General features: G+C 64.4%; 15 protein-coding genes. 3 read left to right on the forward strand and 12 right to left on the reverse strand.

What is annotated here, in order from left to right; translation table 11 throughout:
- The first annotated feature begins 22 nt into the window (after window positions 1-22).
- The gene (locus EXZ48_RS25595) at window positions 23-919 is read left to right on the forward strand and encodes a sugar phosphate isomerase/epimerase (RefSeq protein WP_130519252.1); all 897 of its coding nucleotides are present in this window, start codon (window positions 23-25) and stop codon (window positions 917-919) included.
- A 5-nt stretch (window positions 920-924) separates the two neighbouring features.
- Here the strand turns inward: EXZ48_RS25595 and EXZ48_RS25600 are convergent, their stop codons facing one another.
- The 6 genes from EXZ48_RS25600 to EXZ48_RS25625 all read right to left on the reverse strand — a co-directional run bounded on the left by EXZ48_RS25600 (window position 925) and on the right by EXZ48_RS25625 (window position 7675).
- Window positions 925-1782 carry an ABC transporter permease gene (locus tag EXZ48_RS25600; protein ID WP_023513130.1) on the reverse strand — a complete coding sequence of 286 codons (858 nt, stop codon included), beginning with the start codon at window positions 1780-1782 and terminating at the stop codon, window positions 925-927.
- A 2-nt stretch (window positions 1783-1784) separates the two neighbouring features.
- Window positions 1785-2654 carry an ABC transporter permease gene (locus EXZ48_RS25605; RefSeq protein ID WP_130519254.1) on the reverse strand — a complete coding sequence of 290 codons (870 nt, stop codon included), beginning with the start codon at window positions 2652-2654 and terminating at the stop codon, window positions 1785-1787.
- Between the two features lie 5 nt (window positions 2655-2659).
- Window positions 2660-3733, reverse strand: coding sequence for an ABC transporter ATP-binding protein (locus tag EXZ48_RS25610; protein ID WP_130519257.1), 1074 nt, complete (start codon window positions 3731-3733; stop codon window positions 2660-2662).
- A 93-nt stretch (window positions 3734-3826) separates the two neighbouring features.
- Window positions 3827-4900 (reverse strand): extracellular solute-binding protein, encoded by a 1074-nt coding sequence (locus EXZ48_RS25615; RefSeq protein WP_130519259.1) that lies wholly within the window; start codon window positions 4898-4900, stop codon window positions 3827-3829.
- A gap of 182 nt (window positions 4901-5082) precedes the next feature.
- A complete protein-coding gene (locus EXZ48_RS25620) occupies window positions 5083-6570 on the reverse strand; it encodes an aldehyde dehydrogenase family protein (RefSeq protein ID WP_130519261.1) in 1488 nt (495 codons plus the stop codon).
- Between the two features lies 1 nt (window position 6571).
- Window positions 6572-7675 (reverse strand): mandelate racemase/muconate lactonizing enzyme family protein, encoded by a 1104-nt coding sequence (locus EXZ48_RS25625; protein ID WP_130519263.1) that lies wholly within the window; start codon window positions 7673-7675, stop codon window positions 6572-6574.
- Between the two features lie 161 nt (window positions 7676-7836).
- Between EXZ48_RS25625 and EXZ48_RS25630 the strand changes: the two genes are divergently transcribed.
- Window positions 7837-9357 (forward strand): PLP-dependent aminotransferase family protein, encoded by a 1521-nt coding sequence (locus EXZ48_RS25630; protein WP_130519265.1) that lies wholly within the window; start codon window positions 7837-7839, stop codon window positions 9355-9357.
- 15 nt (window positions 9358-9372) lie between these two features.
- Here EXZ48_RS25630 and EXZ48_RS25635 read toward each other — a convergent pair whose 3' ends face one another.
- Complete coding sequence (locus EXZ48_RS25635) at window positions 9373-10989, reverse strand: GMC family oxidoreductase (protein WP_130519267.1); 1617 nt, start codon at window positions 10987-10989, stop codon at window positions 9373-9375.
- Window positions 10990-11153: 164 nt separating this feature from the next.
- On the opposite strand from EXZ48_RS25635, the gene EXZ48_RS25640 reads away from it, so the two are divergent.
- Window positions 11154-11345, forward strand: a complete 192-nt coding sequence (locus EXZ48_RS25640) for a cupin domain-containing protein (RefSeq protein WP_130519270.1) — start codon at window positions 11154-11156, stop codon at window positions 11343-11345.
- A gap of 126 nt (window positions 11346-11471) precedes the next feature.
- Here EXZ48_RS25640 and bioB read toward each other — a convergent pair whose 3' ends face one another.
- From bioB to EXZ48_RS35535, 5 genes are all read right to left on the reverse strand, one after another.
- Window positions 11472-12461, reverse strand: a complete 990-nt coding sequence (gene bioB / locus EXZ48_RS25645; protein ID WP_130519272.1) for a biotin synthase BioB — start codon at window positions 12459-12461, stop codon at window positions 11472-11474.
- Window positions 12461-13015, reverse strand: coding sequence for a biotin transporter BioY (locus EXZ48_RS25650; protein ID WP_130519274.1), 555 nt, complete (start codon window positions 13013-13015; stop codon window positions 12461-12463). The genes bioB and EXZ48_RS25650 overlap by 1 nt, the downstream gene beginning before the upstream one ends.
- Window positions 13016-13098: 83 nt before the next feature.
- Window positions 13099-13767, reverse strand: a complete 669-nt coding sequence (locus EXZ48_RS25655; RefSeq protein ID WP_130519275.1) for a GntR family transcriptional regulator — start codon at window positions 13765-13767, stop codon at window positions 13099-13101.
- Window positions 13768-13836: 69 nt separating this feature from the next.
- Window positions 13837-14271: a hypothetical protein gene (locus EXZ48_RS35530; RefSeq protein WP_245462356.1), complete on the reverse strand. Its 435-nt coding sequence runs from the start codon at window positions 14269-14271 to the stop codon at window positions 13837-13839.
- Window positions 14272-14410: 139 nt separating this feature from the next.
- Window positions 14411-14713 (reverse strand): hypothetical protein, encoded by a 303-nt coding sequence (locus EXZ48_RS35535; RefSeq protein ID WP_245462357.1) that lies wholly within the window; start codon window positions 14711-14713, stop codon window positions 14411-14413.
- Between the last annotated feature and the right edge of the window lie 34 nt (window positions 14714-14747).

Here is a 14747-nt window from a genome sequence, read left to right on the forward strand (position 1 = left end):
TCCTTTCAGAGAGCGGCCGGTTATGTCGAAAATTGGTGTCCATTCCTTCGTCTGGAGCGCTGGCTCTTCGCAGGGCGAGCTTGAGAAAGCGCTCGAGTACACCCATCAGCTCGGCTACAAGCTCATCGAGTTCTCCTATCTGGACCCTCGCCAGGTCGACGTGAAATGGCTGTCCGGCCGGCTTGGGGAACTCGGTCTCGACGTCGCGATCAGCATGGGCCTGCCGCCGGAGGGCGACATTTCCAGCGCCGATCCGGCAATCGTCACCCATGGCGTCGATATCCTCGACCGGGCCGTGGCGCTGGTGCGCGACCTCGGCGGCACGAAACTCGCCGGCATCCTCAGCTCCGCCCACGGCAAGCAGGAGCACAGCCTGTCGAGAAAGGGTTGGGACACGAGCGTTGCCGCGCTCTCCAAGGTGGCGGAGCGGGCCAAGGCAGCCGGCGTCACGCTCAATCTCGAAATCGTCAACCGCTTCGAGAGCAACATGCTGAACACCGCCGCACAGGGCATGGCCTACATCCGCGATACCGGCGCCTCGAATGTCCTTCTGCACCTCGACACGTTCCACATGAACATCGAGGAAGCCGATGTGGGCCTTGCCATCCGCCACGCGGCGGACAAGATCGGCTACCTGCATATCGGCGAGAGCCATCGCGGCTATCTCGGCACCGGCACGATCGACTTCGCGGCGATCTTCGATGCGCTCACCGCCATCGGCTGGGACGACTACGTTACCTTCGAATCCTTCTCCACGACGATCGTCGACAAGGACCTTTCGCTGAAGACGGCGATCTGGCGCAATCTGTGGGACGACAATGTCGCCCTCGCCCGCCATGCACACCGCTTCATCGAGCTCGGCCTGGAGACGGCGTGGCTCAAGCAGGCGCTCGTCCAAGAGGCGCATCTGCCCGGTTAGGCGGATCACGCCTTGCCGCGCTGCACCACGACGCTCAGCAGCGCCAGCGCCCCCGACCCCACCATCAGGAAGAACGAGACGGCGTTCAGCACCGGCGTCGAACCGACCTTCACCATGCGGTCGTACATGGTGATGGTCAGCGGCGCATCGGAGCCGACCAGCATCAGCGTCGTGTTGAAATTCTCGAAGGAGACGAGGAAGGCGACGACGAAGGCGGAGAACAGCGCGGGCATCAGATAGGGCAGCGTCACCGTCATCAGCACGCGCAGGCGTGTCGCGCCGAGATTGAGTGCGGCTTCCTCCAGCGAGATGTCGAATTTTCGCAGGCGCGCGGCGATGACCAGCGACGTGATGGTCGTCAGGAACGAGAACTGGCCGAGGATGACGAGGAACAGGCCGGGGCGCAGAAAATCCCATTCGATGCCAAAGGTTTCTTCGAGGCCGTTGGCGATCATGCTGGCGAAGACGAGGATCGAGATGCCGAGGATGACGCCGGGAATGACCAGGGGCACGATCATCAGGATGTAGAAGAAATTCTTGGCCGGAAACTGCTTTCTCTCGAAGAGGAAGGCGTTGCAGGTGCCGGCGGCGACGGCGAGCGCCGAGACGATGACGCCGATATAGAGCGAGTTTTCGAGACCGCGCAGCAGGCGCCGGTCGTGGAACATGCCGATCTTCGGTTCGGTGCTGCTGAAGAACCAGTCGAGCGTGAAACCGTTCCAGGGCAATGCTGGGAACATAGAATCGTTGAAGGCGAACATGCCGGCGGCAAAGAGCGGCGCGGCGAGGTAGGCGAGGAACGCCAGCATGTAGCCGCGATAGAGCCATTGCAGCAGGGGCGATTGCGGGGCCGCGACGTTCATGGTCAGTCCTTTGCGACGGTGGAGGCGAGGCTCTGGCCCGTCAGCCGCAGGCCGAGCCAGACGACGAACGAGGTGAAGACGAGCAGCAGCACGCCGAAGGTCGCGCCGGATTCCCAGTTGTAGCGCGTCACGAACTGTTCGTAGATCTGCTCGGTGAACCACATGCTGTTCTTGCCGCCGAGCAGGATGGGCGTGAGATAGCTGCCCGCCGTCAGCATGAAGACGATGATGCAGCCGGCGACGATGCCCGGCATGGCATAGGGCACGACGATGCGGCGGAAGACGGTGAAGCGGCTGCCGCCGAGATTGTAGCCCGCCTCGATCAGCGAATTGTCCATGCCGTCGAGCGTCGAGACGAGCGGCACGATCATGAAGAGCACGACCGTGTAGACGAGGCCCATGACGACGGTGGCGTCGTTGTAGAGCAGTTCCACCGGGCCGCTGACGAGGCCGATCTTCTGCAGGAAGCTGGAGACAAGGCCGGTCTCGCGCAGGATGACGATCCAGCCGAAGGCGCGCACGAGGTCGCTCACCCAAAGCGGGATGAGGCACATCAGGAACAGCGCGGCCCGCGAGCGGCGCTGGGCGATTTTCGCGATGTAATAGGCGACGGGAAAACCGACGACGAGCGCCATGGCGGTGACGAGGATCGACATCCAGGCCGTGCGCAGCAGCGTGTTCCAGTAGATCGGCTCCGAGAGGAAGGCGATGTAGTTCGCAAAGCCGAACGTGTATTCGCCAGGCCCCACCTTTTCACGCAGCGAGATATAGCCGATGCCGAGCTGCGGCAGGATGATCAAAAGCGCGATCCACAGCGCGAAGGGGGCGAAGAGCAGGATGAAGGAGAGTTTTCCGATGTCCGTGCGCGCCATTGCTCTCACCTCGCAACGGAAAAGGCGCGGCCGTGGTTCTGGCTCCAGCCGATCCCGACCGTTTCGCCCGGCGCGACCTTGACCGAGCCGTCCATCACCGCCTGGCCGACCTCGACCAGATGACCGTTCGCCATGCGCACGAGGATGCGGCTGCTCGCACCGTTGAAGAGCAGGCTTTCGACGGTGCCTTGAAGCGTGTTCTCGCTGCCCGCGCCGATCGAGATGACCTCCGGGCGCACGAAAAGCTCGACCGGGCCTCCTGCCGCTATGCGCGCGTCACCGGCAAAGGCGATCGCCTCACCGCCACCGTCGATCGCCACGCGCACCTTGCCGTCGGCGAGCGAAAGCGCGCGGCCGGGCCAGCGGTTGCTGTCGCCGACAAAGCCCGCAACGAAGCCGCTCTTCGGGTTGTTGTAGAGTTCCTGCGGCGCACCGATCTGCTCGAACTGGCCGGCGTTCATGACGGCGACGTTGTCGGACATCAAAAGCGCTTCCGACTGGTCGTGGGTGATGTAGAGGAAGGTCGTCTCGAACTGGTGCTGGAGCTGTTTCAGCTCGATCTTCATGCGCTCACGCAGTTTCAGGTCGAGCGCGCCGAGCGGTTCATCGAGCAGCAGCGCATCCGGCTCCAGCACCATGCAGCGGGCAATCGCGATGCGCTGCTTCTGGCCGCCGGAGAGCTGGGAGACCTGCTTTTCCGCCGTGCCGGGCAGGCCGACGCGATCGAGCACCGCCGCCACCTTGCGGGCGATATCGGCCTTGTTCTCGCCGCGGCAGCGCAGGCCGTAGGCGATGTTCTCGCCGACATTCATCATCGGGAAGAGCGCGAGATGCTGGAACACCATCTTGACGGGCCGCTTGTTCGGCGGCGTCGAAAGCACGGATTGCCCCTTGATGCGGATATCGCCGCGCGTCGGCGTCTCGAAGCCGGCGATCATGCGCATCAGCGTGGTCTTGCCGCAGCCCGACGGGCCGAGGATCGAGAAGAAGGATCCGCGCGGGACGTTGAAGGACACGCTGTTGACGGCGGTATAGGCGCCGAAGCGCTTCACCAGGCTTTCGCATTGAAGATCGTGCATGGAGGGCTCGTTGCTCGCCGCGCGTGTGCGCGGGCATCTGGAAAGCAGCCGGCCAAGGACATCCCCGGCCGGCCAGACTTGCCTTGGAGGCGATCAGTTGGACGTCGCGGCCTTGATGCGCTCCAGCGCCTTGCCTTCCATGTCCTCGAGCCCCGCCGGAATATTGGCGAAGAACTTGAGGTTGGCGAGGTCCTTCTCGTCGAAGGCGGCGTTGACGGCGGCCTTCTTGTCGTCCGGCAGGAGATCGATGCCGTTGCTGACGGCGGCGATGGCGCCTGTCGAATCTGACATCAGTTTGACGATCTCGGGCTTCATGACGAAGTTGATCCACTTGTAGGCGGCATCGTCCGCCTCGCCCTTGCGCGGGATGACGAAGGTGTCGATCCAGGCGAGCGCGCCGGTTTCCGGCGGCACGTAGACGAAGTTCTTGTTCTGGCCGAAGAGCTTGAAGGCCGTGGAATCCCATGCTTCCGAGACGACGACTTCGCCCGAGAGAAGCAGCGTCGACAGGTCGTCGCCGCCGTTCCAGTAAGTCTTGACGTTGTCCTTGCAGGCGATCAGCTTTTCCGTCACCTCGTCGAGCATCGTCTGGTAGGCGGCCTTGTCGGCATAGAGCGCGAACGGGTCCTTGCCGAGCGAGAAGGCCGTGCCGAGCAGGATCGTGCGGCGCAGGCGCATCGAGGTGCGGCCCTTGTATTCCGGATTGCAGAGGTCGCCCCAGCCCTTGACACCAGGCGCCTTGGAAACGTCGGCGACGATGCCGGACGTGCCCCACTGGTGCGGCACGGCATAGAGCTGGCCGTCGATGGTGGCATTGGCCTTCACGCCTTCAAGAAGGTTGGGCGCAAGGTTTGCCGTCTCGATCTTCGAGAGGTCGAGCGGCTTGTAGATGTTGTACTCCTGCTGGGCCGCGAAGATGCGGTCATGGCTCGGCTGGGCAAGGTCGTAACCGGCGCCGCCGGTCGCCCGGAGCTTTGCGATCATCTCCTCGTTGTTGGAGAGCGTCACCTCGACCGTGATGTCGGGGTTCGCCTCCTCGAAGAGCTTGATGACGTTGTCGGGTGCATAACCGCCCCAGGTGAGCAGGCGCAGGGTTTCGGCCTGTGCGGTGCCTGCCATGAACAGGGCGAGCGCCGTCGTCGCGGCGAGCGCGAATGTCGATTTCATGCTGTTCTCCTCTTCCGTTTGGCTGTTGAAAATCGCCTTTTTCCGGCGTTCTTTTCTGCTGAGGGCCATCTCACTCCCGGCGATGACGCTCTCATTCCCGATTTCGAGCCGCTGGCATCAAAGGACGAGATTGGCTTGCCCGAAAGGTCCATTATCTCCTTGCCGTAAGACCATTATGACGCTCAGCTTATCTTCGCCGTCAGGCTTTTCGTGCGCGTGTAGCTGCGCAACGCGGCAAAGCCCTTCTCTCGGCCGAAACCGGAGAGTTTGTTGCCGCCGAAGGGCACCTCGATGCCGCCGGCGAAATATTCGTTGATGTAGACCTGGCCGGCGTCGATATCGCGCGCCATGCGGTGGGCGCGGCCGAAATCGCGTGTGTAGATGCCAGCGACGAGGCCGAAATCCGTGCCGTTCGCTACAGCGACAGCTTCCTCCTCGCTTTCGACCACCTGTACCGAGAGCACCGGTCCGAAAATCTCTTCCTGGATGACGGGATCGTCCGACTGCACCGCATCGAGGATCGTCGGTTTGAAGAACCAGCCGGAGCCGCTTTCCGGGTCCGCCGTCCGCTCGCCGCCGGCGGCGATGGTGACGCCGCGGTCGCGCGCGCCCTCGACATAGCCGGCAACCTTGTCGAGATGGGCAAGCGAGCTGAGTGGTCCGACCTGCGGGCGGCGAAGGCCATGGCCGAGCTTGAGACCGGTCGCGCGCCTGGCGAGGCGTTCGACGAGTTCCGCATGCACCCCGCACTCGACGACGAGGCGCGAGCCCGCCGAGCAGATCTGCCCGGCATTCTCGTAGATTGCGCCGAGCACGCCCTCCACGGCGGCGTCCATGTCCGCATCGGCCATGACGATGACAGGCGACTTGCCACCGAGTTCGAGCACAACGCTGGTGACGTTCGCGGCGGCCGACTGCATCACGCGGATGCCCGTCGGCACGGAGCCGGTGAAGGTGACGTGGCGCACATCCGGATGCGACACCAGCGGTCCGCCGGCCTCCGCACCGGTGCCGGTGACGACGTTGCAGACACCGGCCGGAAGCCCGGCGCGGGCGAGAATATCGGCCAGCATCAGCGCCGTCAGCGGCGTCTGTTCGGCCGGCTTGGCGACGACGGTGCAGCCAGCGGCGAGCGCCGGGGCGATGCTGCGGGCGGCCGTCGAGAGCGGGTAGTTCCAGGGGATGATATGGCCGGTGACGCCGACCGGCTCCTCGATGGAATAGCCGATATAGTCGGTGCCGAGCGGAAAGGTGTCGCCCTGGATCTTGTCGGCCGCGCCGGCATAATATTCGAAGCAGCGCGCCGCACCCGAGACGTCGCCTTCCGCCTCCTGCAGCGCCTTGCCGCTGTCGAGGCTTTCCACCACGGCAAGCCGCGCGGCCTCCGCCCGGATGAGTTCGGCGGCGCGCAGCAGGATCGCGCCGCGGGCGCTTGCCTTGGTGCGGCCCCAGGCGCGCTGGGCGCGGCGGGCGGCGGCGACGGCGCGGTCCACGTCGCTGCCGTCACCGGCGGCGAAGGCATGGTAGGCGCGGGCGGAGCCGGGATCGAACGTCTCCATCGTGCGCCCGCCGGAGGCGGCGACGAAGGCGCCGTCGATGAAGTGGCCTTTGGGCAGGCCGGCAAGCGTGCCGTTCGCGAAATATTCGCCGACGAGGGTGTTCGTGCTCATCTCAATTCGCCTCGCTCATCTGGTAGCCGGCGCGCGCCAGCCACTCCGGATCGATTTCGACGCCCCAGCCGGGCTCTTCCGTCACCGTCGCCTTGCCGTCGACGATGGCATAGGGCGATTTGCGGAAGAGGCCGTCCTGCCAGGGGTAATAGTCTTCGCCCTCGATGGAGAATTCGAGATATTTGCCGGCATTCGGGATGGCGCGCAGCAGGTGCATAGTGAAGAGCGTCACCATGGAAAGGTTGGCGGCGTGCGGCGTCACCGGAATTCCGGCGGCCTCGGCCATGCGCACCACGCGCAGCGTCCGGCTGATGCCGCCGAGATAGCAGATATCCGGCTGCACGATGTCGACGGCGCGCATCTCGATCATGCGGCGCCAGGTCGGCAGGTCGCAATCCTGCTCGCCGCCGGTGACGTCGATGTCGAGCGCCTCGCTCACCTGCCTGGTCTGTTCGAGCTCCCAATAGGGGCAGGGCTCCTCGTAATGCACGAGGCCGTTGTCCTGCATGATCCTGCCGAGCTCGATGGCACGGGCGGGCGAATAGCAGGAATTGGCGTCGGCGAGCAGATCGGCGCCTTCGCCGACGGCCTTGGCGATCGTCGGGATGATCTCCTCCGTCCGGCCCGGCCATTCGTCTTCGTTGCGGCCGCACTCTGCGCCGACGCGGAACTTGAAGGCGTCAAAACCGTATTCGCCGCGCAGGCGCTTGAAGCGTTCGGCCTCGTCGGCCGGCGTGATGTCGCGCTTCATCGAGGAAGCGTAGGCGCGCAGCGGGCCGGCCGACCCGCCGAGCAGTGCCGCGACCGGCTTGCCAGCCTTTTTGCCGCGCAGGTCCCAGATCGCCGTGTCGAGACCGCACATGGCGCGGCAGAGATAGGAACCCGGAAACTTGTGCTCACGCTCGAAAATGCGGTCGAGATGATCGTCGAGATCGACGATCTCGGTGCCGAGCGAATAGGGCGCGACCTGGCGGTGCAGCACCTCTGACGTGATGTCGGCATTGTAGGTCGAGACCTGGCCCCAGCCGGTCGCGCCGGTCTCGTCGGTGATGCGGACAAAGCCGACATAGCGGTTTGAGAAGGTCTCGATGCGTTTGATCTTCATGGCGGTCCGGTCTGCTGTTGGGCGAAAGCGTCTTGCAAGCGATGGGCTCTTGACGCCGCGAACTGGTCCGACAATCTTCGGAAAAACTTCGGGCGAGAAGGTCCACTTTGCTTTTCGTAGCGGACCATTATTGCGGTGACACGACAGACCGGGAGGGCGAGATGGTAAAATATCCGGGCGGCGCGCTGCTGCCCACGCTGCAATTCGACCGCACCTCCCGAACGCCGATCAGTGCCCAGCTCTGCACGGCACTACGCGAGATGATTCTCTCGGGCGAACTCCAGCCCGGCGAACGCCTGCCCTCCAGCCGCACGCTGGCGAAAGATCACGGCGTTTCCCGCACCACGGCGATCAGCGTCTACGAACAGCTTGCTGCGGAAGGGCTGATCCGGTCGAGCATCGGTGCCGGGGCCTATGTCGCCGAAACGTTGCGCGACGGCCGGCCCGCCGCCACCGCGGCAAGCCCGGCCGGAGACGAGATCCGCAGCCCGCCGCGCCTCGCGCAGCTCAGCGCGGACGCCTCCGAACACTACTTTCCCCGCCTCGCGCACCCGGAAAACCCACGGCCCTTCATCACCGGCATTCCGGCCTTCGACGAGTTCCCGATGGCGCTCTGGGCGAGCATGGTGGCACGTTACTGGCGCCAGCCGCGCAACCTCCTGCTCGGCTACCCACCGGCCGAAGGGCTGATGGAATTGCGCCGGGCCGTCGCGATGCATCTGCGCGCCAACCGCGGCATCACCTGCGAACCCGAACAGGTTTTCATCTTCAACGGCGCGCAGGACGCCTTCAACCGCATCGGCAACACCCTACTCGACCCCGGCGATACGGTCTGGATCGAGAATCCCGGCGCGATCGGCGCACGCAACAGCCTGATCTCCTCAGGCGCGCGGCTGGTGCCGCTCAGCATCGACGAGGAAGGCATCAACGTCGCCGAGGGGCTGGAGGTCGCGCCGGATTTCCGCCTCGCCTTCGTGACGCCCGCCCACCAGCATCCGCTCGGCGTGACGATGAGCCTGCAACGCCGCTTCGAGCTGTTGCGCGCGGCCGAAAGGGCCGGCGCCTGGATCATCGAGGACGACTATGTCGGCGAGTTCCACTATGCCGGCCATCCGCCGCCGACGCTGAAGAGCGTCGATACGTCGGGCCGCGTCATCTATGTCGGCAGCTTTTCGAAAACGCTGTTCGCCGCGCTCCGCCTCGGCTACGTCGTCGCGCCGCCCGGTCTGGTCGATGTCTTTTACCGCATCGCCGGAGCGACCTTGCAAGGCTCGGCCGCCAGCCTGCAATCCGTCGTCGCGAGCTTTATCGAGTGTGGCCATTTCGCCAGCCATATCAGGCGCATGCGGCGGGTTTATGCCGAACGGCTCCAGGCTCTGCTCGACGGTGCGGCGACGCATATGCAGGGTGTTCTGGAAGTCGCGCCCACCGAAACGGGCTTTCACACCGTCGGGCGTCTTGCGGAGGATTTCGATGAAATCGCCGTCGCGCGCCGGGCGGCCGAGCACAACATCCTCGTCTCACCGATCGGTCGCTTCGCCATAACGCCCGTCCGCCAGCGCGGCCTCATCCTCGGCTTCAGCTCCGCGCCACCGCGCATGATCGCCAGCGCGGCGGAAACGCTCGGCGCGGTCTTGAAGGACATGCGCAAGGCGGATGGCCCGAACCGTATCAGTGCGTGAGACGCGCCTGGCGGCTCAGCGGGCGTCGGCGAGGATAAGGTCAGACCCTTTTTCGCCCACCATGATGGTCGGTGCATTGAGGTTTCCCGAGGTGATGCGCGGGAACACCGAGGCGTCGACGATACGCAGCGCCTCCAGGCCATGGACGCGCAGGCGCGGATCGACAACGGACGTCGGCGCATCCGGCCCCATGGCGCAGGTGCCGCAAGGATGGAACACCGAACCGGAGCGCGTGCGGATGTCGGCAATCAGGCCCCCATCATCCAGGACCCCGGCACCCGGGCGGATCTCCTTTTCGATGATCTCCCGCATCGGGCCGGTCCGTGAAAGGCGCCGCAGGAAATGCGCGGCCTCCAGCAGCTCCTGCACATCCTCTTCCGTCGAAAGATAGTTCGGCTGGATTTCCGGCGCGGCGAAGGGGTCAGCGGAACGGATGGCGAGTTGGCCACGACTTGTCGGATGGCAGTTCGACACGCCGACGAGGAAGCCGGGGAAAGGATCGGGGCTCATCAATGCGCGCCGACCGGGAATGGCACGGGTATAGCTGACGGGCGAGAAATAGAGCTGCATGTTCGGGCGCGCGCGCTCCGGGCTTGTGCGAAAGAACCCGCCGCCCTGGTTCACGCTGAGCGAGAGCGGGCCGCTGCGCGTCAGCACGTAGCGCAGCCCCACCCGCAGCCGTCCCCACCACGGCCGTAGTACGTCGTTGAGCGTCGGCTGCCGGCTCCTGTAGAGATGGTCGAAGCCGATATGGTCCTGCAGGTTCCGCCCCACGAAGGGCGCCGCGTGAACGACATCGATGCCGTGGCGCTTCAAGAGGGCCGGATCGCCGACGCCGGAAAGCTGGAGCAGCTGGGGCGTGTTGACCGCACCGGCCGACAGGATGACCTCGCGCCGCGCGCGAACCTGCCGAACCGCCCCACCCTGCCGGTATTCCACACCGACCGCCCGCTTTCCCTCAAAAAGCACACGGGTCGCATGCGCAGCCTTGATCACCCGCAGGTTCGACCGCCTGCGGGCGGGAGCGAGATAAGCCGTCGCCGTCGAGCAGCGGAGACCGTCACGCGTCGTGATCTGGTAGATGCCGACGCCCTCCTGGGTCGCGCCGTTGAAATCCAAATTGCGCGACAGGCCAGCCTCGACGCCGCCGGCAAGATAGTTCCCGCAGAGCGGGTGCACGACCCCCTCTATATTGGTAACGGTCAGCGGCCCGTCCTTGCCGCGCCACGCGTCGGCACCCGCAAGATTGTCCTCCATGCGCCGGAAGAGTGGCAGGACATCCGCATAACCCCATCCCGGATTGCCAAGCGCGCGCCAGCAGTCGAAATCTTCGGCCTGCCCGCGGATGAACACCATCGCGTTGATCGAGCTGGACCCACCGATGACCTTGCCCCGCGGCCAGTAGGACTGGCGGCCGTCGAAACCGGGCACCGGCTCCGTCAGGTACTTCCAGTTCAGCGTCTTGTGATAGAAGGCCTTGCCGTAGCCGATCGGCATGCGCACCCAGAAATTCAGATCGCTGCCGCCGGCCTCCAGCAGTGCCACGCGATTGCGCCCGCCGTCGGAAAGGCGGTTCGCCAGCACGCAGCCCGCCGAGCCCGCACCGACGATCACATAATCGAACTCGTCCATTTGCCGCTTCACTCCCGGACCCTTCAAGGCTCCCCGTGCCTTGACGCCCCTTCCTATCGTGAACCGGATTGCAGGGCAGTGTCCATTTCGATCCGATTGACATACCAGTCCGCACCTCCGGCCCGGCGAGATCGAAGGTCAGCACGCGAACGGCAAATGGATGGATGCAGGCCAAGGGGTCCCATGCCGGCGAGACCGAAGAATTCGCCATCGTCGTTTCCGGCCGTTTCGAACTGGTCATGGAAGGCATGACGCGACCCTGCAATCCCGGTGACCACCTTGTCGTGGAAGCCGGCGTCGAGCACGCCATCCGCGTCATCGAACCGGGTCGGCTCGTGCTGATCGGCAGGATGTAAAACCTCACAACCCAGACACGGACAGGTTTCTGAAACGCTCACGCAACCAGTCGCAGGGAGGCCCTTTCATGGGCAAGGCGCTCGCCGGAACGGCGTGCACCTTGCCCCGAAGCTGGTTAGGCAAGTTTATTCTCCCGCGAGCATAGAAGCGGGCCTCACGGCCGGGGCCACATGCATGCCCAGTCGCGCCAGCAGATCCCGATCCTTCCAAGCCGCCGGATTGCCGGTTGTCAGCAGCTGATCGCCGACAAAAATGGAGTTCGCCCCCGCAAGGAAGCACAATGCCTGCAATTCGTCGCTCATTCCTGTGCGGCCGGCCGACAGGCGGACCACCGAAGCTGGCATAAGCACGCGCGCCAAGGCCACAAGGCGGACAAGTGCAAACGGGTCGACCGGCCTTGCCGCGCGCTGCACCGGCACGCCCTCGATCTCATTCCACAGGTTGATCGGCACGCTATCGGGGTGGGCCGGCAGGGTGGCCAGTGTAACCAGCATGGCGATGCGATCTTCTTCCGTCTCGCCCATGCCGAGGATCCCGCCACAACAGACCTTGATCCCGCCCTTCCGGACATGCTCGACGGTCTCCAGACGGTCTTCCATCGTCCGTGTCGTGGCGATCTGCCGGTAATAGTCTGGCGACGTATCGACGTTGTGGTTGTAAAAATCCAGCCCCGCCACCTTCAGGCGTGTAACCTGCTCGGGACTGAGCATCCCGAGCGTCATGCAGGTCTCCAGCCCCAGTTTCGAGACGCCACGCACCATGTCGCAGAGCTTGTCCATGTCGCGGTCCTTGGGGCTGCGCCAGGCCGCCCCCATGCAGAAGCGTTGTGCACCGGCGGCCTTGGCGCGCCCGGCGGCCGCCAGGACCGCATCCACGTCCATCAGCTTCGTTGCCTTCACGCCGGTCTGGTGGTGGGCGGATTGCGAGCAGTAGCCGCAATCCTCAGGGCAGCCACCGGTCTTGATGCTGAGCAGACTGGCCGTCTCGATCGCCGTTGGATCGAAATACAGCCGGTGGAGACCCTGTGCCCGGTACAGCAGATCCGGAAGCGGCATCGCGTGGATCGTTCGTGCCTCCTCCACGGTCCAGTTGGACCTGACCTCGGAGCAGCTCATCACATCCGTCCCTTCAGCCGGCTCAGGCCCGTCACGCACGCTATTGCCAACGCACTCTTGATCAGGTCTCCAAGGATGAAGGGCGCAAAACCGGCCGCGATCAATTCGGATGCTGGCACGAAGATCGCCAGCCAGAGAAGACCGGCAGCATAGACAACGGAAAGGCCCGCGAGCATTGCCAGAGCCTGTCCCATCCAGCCCCGTCCCTGTGCCAATCGCCCGATCACCACGGTCGAAGCCAGATAGCCGGCCAGGTAGCCACCGGTTGGCCCAGCCATATAGGCCAATCCGATCCCACGTTCCGGCGAGCCCGAAAAGACGGGCAGGCCCGTCGCCCCAGCGGCCAGATAGGTGGCCATGGCCAGGAAGCCGAGCCTTGGGCCGAGGGCCGCGGCCAGGAAGAACACTGCAAGGGTATGCAGCGTCATCGGGACAGGCCAGAATGGGACCTGTATCTTGGCGCCGAGTGTGATGATCGCCGCACCGCAAAGGGCGATTGCCGCCTCGCGCCAAAGCGATACCGAGCGTTCTAACGAGGAGTTGAACAATGCCATCGAGGCGTCCTCCAAGGATAGGTTTCGAATCTATCTATAATCTTGGGGAAGGGCGACGGGTGAGCAATCAGGATTATAGATAATTATCCTGGAATCTCGTAAGTCTCTCTGGGATCAGCATTTTTTACAGACGGCTTCCGCTTGCCGATCCAGCCGACATGGCGCGCCAATGTCGAGCAAGCGACATCAATCCGTCCTTCCCGCAGCGCATTCAAAATCGCACGATGGTCGTGATCGGTGCGAGCTTCCCAGTCCCGACGCCAGGCGGCAAACAGAAACCGCGCGCTGGCCGCCTGCAGGTCATCGATCGTTCGAAGCAAGCGCGGCATACGGCAGGGCGCAAGGATAAGATGGTGGAACCGACGGTTTGCAAGCTCCCAGTCCCGCACATTCGTTGCGCAATCCCCGAGCCGGTTAACCTCTTCTGCTTCCTCGATAATAAAGCGCGTCAGGTTGGGTGCGGCGTGGCGCAGCGCCAATATCTCCAGGCTCGCCCGCATCTCGGCAACCTCGCGCAATTCGGCGACGTCGAAATCCGTGACACGAAACCCCCGCCAGGGCTCATTCTCCGCCAACCCCTGCGTTTGCAATGCCCGGAAAGCCTCGCGCACCGGCACATGACTGGCCCCGAATTCGGCGGCGATATGGTCCTGCCGCAGCCGCGCGCCCGGGGGAATCTCGCCCGTGATGATCCGGCCGGCAAGAATACGGGCAATGCGTTCGGAAAGAGTTTCGTCTGCAGTGGTTGACATGAATCATAGATAATCTGAGAGGCCAGGCCTGTCGATCCCTTCGCATAGGCGCGTTGCGCTGCCTCAGTCTTAGAATTCAACGGCAAAGGCCGACCTCAAAAAAGCGGTTTGTGGCCTGACTGCTTGCCGCTCACAGAGCCTGCCCCTGGCATCTTCCAACACCGCGAACCTTTTACATTTGGCCAACAGGCCGAAATGCGGCCGTGCCAGGCGCCTTGTGTTGCCGTCCGCAATGTTCCGACCTCCGGCGAACGCCACATAGTTCGACGTGGAACCCGGCGACCAGCAGCAGTCCGCGCTGTTGGCATGTGCCTCCACCAGGACGGAAGGGCTGGACGCGCGATCGGCGACTAGCCCTTCGATGCGATCCATGCGCTCGTCATAGAATCGGGTGAAGGCGCCCGCGCGGTCCGCTTTGCCGAACATCTCGCCGAGGGTGCGCATCGAGCCGGTGATCTCTCGTCGCCCGCGGCTGACCGTATCGGAGGCCGCGCCGATGAACACGACCGCGACACCCGCTTTTTCGAGCTGGCGGACGACGCTGTCGTCGGCGTATAGCCTGGACCAAGCACCGCGACGTCCGGTTCCAGAGCAAGCGCCGCCTCCACGGAGAAGCCACCGGCATTGGGATCGCCGAGGCTCGCTATGCGGTCGAGCTCGGGAAAACGCCGGCGGTCCAGAGGAAGGAGGCTTGCGGCGATGCGGTCGGCCCCGCCCAGCCGACGATCGGCGCAGCCGGATCGTCGAGCAGCAGCGAGAGAAAGATGAAATCGAGGCTGTCCCCCAGCACCACTCTTTGCGGCGGGCCGGCAAGGTCGATGGAACGCCCCAGGATATCGGTGATGCGCTCCGCCGCCGAAACGCCGGCAAAGAGCTGCAGAAAGACAGCAAGCATCAATGCCAGAAGCCGCATCAGCCGGCGCCCATTCCGCGAAGGCGTAGACATGCGCTATATGCCGGAACTCTGAAAGGCGCCCGGA

The organism is Shinella sp. JR1-6 (genome assembly GCF_004284735.1).
GTDB lineage: Bacteria > Pseudomonadota > Alphaproteobacteria > Rhizobiales > Rhizobiaceae > Shinella.

Coding starts and splice junctions, on each gene's coding strand:
- bioB (WP_130519272.1), bottom strand. CDS start 12,461: ATGAGCTGCTCCGAGGTCAGGTCCAACTGGACCGTGGAGGAGGCACGA.
- EXZ48_RS25635 (WP_130519267.1), bottom strand. CDS start 10,989: ATGGACGAGTTCGATTATGTGATCGTCGGTGCGGGCTCGGCGGGCTGC.
- EXZ48_RS25610 (WP_130519257.1), bottom strand. CDS start 3,733: ATGCACGATCTTCAATGCGAAAGCCTGGTGAAGCGCTTCGGCGCCTAT.
- EXZ48_RS25605 (WP_130519254.1), bottom strand. CDS start 2,654: ATGGCGCGCACGGACATCGGAAAACTCTCCTTCATCCTGCTCTTCGCC.
- EXZ48_RS25600 (WP_023513130.1), bottom strand. CDS start 1,782: ATGAACGTCGCGGCCCCGCAATCGCCCCTGCTGCAATGGCTCTATCGC.
- EXZ48_RS25620 (WP_130519261.1), bottom strand. CDS start 6,570: ATGAGCACGAACACCCTCGTCGGCGAATATTTCGCGAACGGCACGCTT.
- EXZ48_RS25615 (WP_130519259.1), bottom strand. CDS start 4,900: ATGAAATCGACATTCGCGCTCGCCGCGACGACGGCGCTCGCCCTGTTC.
- EXZ48_RS25630 (WP_130519265.1), top strand. CDS start 7,837: ATGGTAAAATATCCGGGCGGCGCGCTGCTGCCCACGCTGCAATTCGAC.
- EXZ48_RS25625 (WP_130519263.1), bottom strand. CDS start 7,675: ATGAAGATCAAACGCATCGAGACCTTCTCAAACCGCTATGTCGGCTTT.
- EXZ48_RS25655 (WP_130519275.1), bottom strand. CDS start 13,767: ATGTCAACCACTGCAGACGAAACTCTTTCCGAACGCATTGCCCGTATT.
- EXZ48_RS25595 (WP_130519252.1), top strand. CDS start 23: ATGTCGAAAATTGGTGTCCATTCCTTCGTCTGGAGCGCTGGCTCTTCG.
- EXZ48_RS25650 (WP_130519274.1), bottom strand. CDS start 13,015: ATGGCATTGTTCAACTCCTCGTTAGAACGCTCGGTATCGCTTTGGCGC.
- EXZ48_RS35535 (WP_245462357.1), bottom strand. CDS start 14,713: ATGTCTACGCCTTCGCGGAATGGGCGCCGGCTGATGCGGCTTCTGGCA.
- EXZ48_RS25640 (WP_130519270.1), top strand. CDS start 11,154: ATGCAGGCCAAGGGGTCCCATGCCGGCGAGACCGAAGAATTCGCCATC.